The organism is Pedobacter sp. 01N416 (assembly GCF_056399685.1).
The window spans coordinates 1-2140 of the sequence record NZ_JBFTRT010000724.1 but is presented as its reverse complement, the minus strand read 5'-3'; the positions used below and the strand labels follow the sequence as shown (position 1 = coordinate 2140).

Sequence of the window (2140 nt, the reverse complement as noted above, 5' to 3'; positions counted from 1 at the left end):
GAGGTAGGCAATCAGCGTAATGCTACTTATACAAATCTGAACCCCGGAGTCTATCGTTTTGAAGTAAAGGCGACCAACAGTGACAGGGCCTGGAACAACGAAGCAACAACTTTGATTATAAGGATCAGATCTCCATGGTATCTGACATGGTGGGCTTATGTGATTTATACTATGCTGATTCTTCTAGGGGCCGGGATTTATATTTCTTACCGGAGAAAACAGGAAAAACTGAGATATGAGATAAAGATTGCCCATCTCGAAAGTGAAAAGGAAAAGGAGCTCAATGAAAAGAGATCGACATTCTTTACAAACATTTCGCATGAATTCAGAACTCCCCTCACACTGATCATCAACCCCGTAAAGGATCTTCTCCATCAGGATGGCAGGTACCTGGATACCCGCAACATGAATATTATCTACAGGAATGCTAAGCGTCTGTTAGGCCTTGTCGATCAATTGCTACGCTACAGTAAGGTGGATGCGCAGGGAGATACCTTAAAAACATCAGGAGTTAATATTGTTGAACTGGTGAAAGAGGTTTATCTATGTTTTGATCATCAGGCAAAATCAAATAGGATCGATTATTCCTTTCATAGCTCTTCAGCGGCCATTCAAATTATTGCCGATAGGGAAAAGCTTGAGATTGTGATCTTTAATTTACTCTCAAATGCCTTTAAGTTTACGCCAGAGGGTGGAAAGATAGGGATAGACATAAAGGAAAATGATGCTGATGTTACTATAGAGGTGAAAGATTCGGGATGTGGCATCAGCCCTGAAGCACAGGAAAAGATTTTTAACAGATTTTATCAGGAACCTGCAAAAAACAGGTCGTTTGGAGGTGGTTTTGGAATAGGACTTTATTTGGTTAAAACCTTTGTAGAACTGCATGGGGGAAAGATAAACTGCCTTAGTGATGCACATTCCGGAACAACCTTCCATGTCCAGATCTTAAAAGGCGGAAATTATATCAGTTCTTCTACGATTGATACCGATGTCGAGCAAGATCCGGGATTTTTTAAAGCGCTTGATCAGCATGGACTGGAAATTGCCGTTGAGCAGCATGATGAACTGTTGCTTAACGATTTTGTTTCCGAAGAAAGAAAATCTATTCTTATTATCGATGATAATGAAGAGATTGCCAGTTACCTCCGTCAAATTTTTGCTAAGGAATATCACATTCTACAGGCCTGGAATGGAGAAAGTGGCTTATCGATTATACGTGAGCTTCTCCCTGATGTGGTAATCAGTGATGTAATGATGAATGGGATCGGGGGGATTGAACTTTGCCAGAAAGTAAAAGAAGACGAATCTATCTGCCATATTCCCATCGTACTACTCACCGCGAATACTTCTGAAGAAGTCAAATTAAAAGGTATTGAAAGCGGTGCGGATGATTTCATCAGTAAGCCATTCGATAAGAATCTGTTAATGGCCAGGATCGCGGGTATCCTCAGAAGCAAAAACAGCCTGCAGAACTATTTTTATAGTGAAATCACGCTGAATCCCAACAGCTTAAAAATATCCGCAGAATATAAAGACTTTTTAAAGAACTGTATCAGTATTGTTGAGCGGCATATTGATGACCCTGATTTTAATATCAAAACATTAGCCGAAGAATTGGGAATGTCCAGAGAGAATCTATATAAACGGATCAAATCCATTTCCGGACATTCATCCAATAGTTTCATACGTTTCATACGTTTGCGCAAAGCCGCCGAAATTTTTATTAGCACCGAAAATACCATTAGGCAAACCATGTACAGCGTTGGAATGAATGATATAAAATACTTTAGAGAACAATTCAAAAAAGTATTCCTGATGAACCCCTCGGAATACATCAAAAAATATAGAAGAGTCTTTTCAAAGACCGTTTCAGTCAACCAGGATCTTAAGCGTAAAAAAATATAACGGTACACTGTTAAGCCGCTCTCCCTATATTAACTTTTTTTCAACGGTAAGGTTAGCCAAGTCTGACGCATATTGTCCCTTATTTGTCAATCCAAAAGACACCCCCTCCGTTTGCCCCTCCAATTTTACCTGTTAGCCCCCCCTTTCTAGTTTGAAATAGGCTGAATTTAGTGAACATTATCAATACTGATCATTGAACTGTCGTTTCCTTTCTATCACGGGACTCCTGCTT

At 39.8% G+C, this 2140-nt stretch carries 1 protein-coding gene; it reads left to right on the top strand.

Translation table 11 applies throughout. The annotated features are described in order from the left end of the window. The coding region (locus AC1DND_RS26325; RefSeq protein WP_477585614.1) for an ATP-binding response regulator at positions 1–1908 on the top strand (1908 nt) is incomplete at its 5' end. Positions 1909–2140 lie beyond the last annotated feature (232 nt).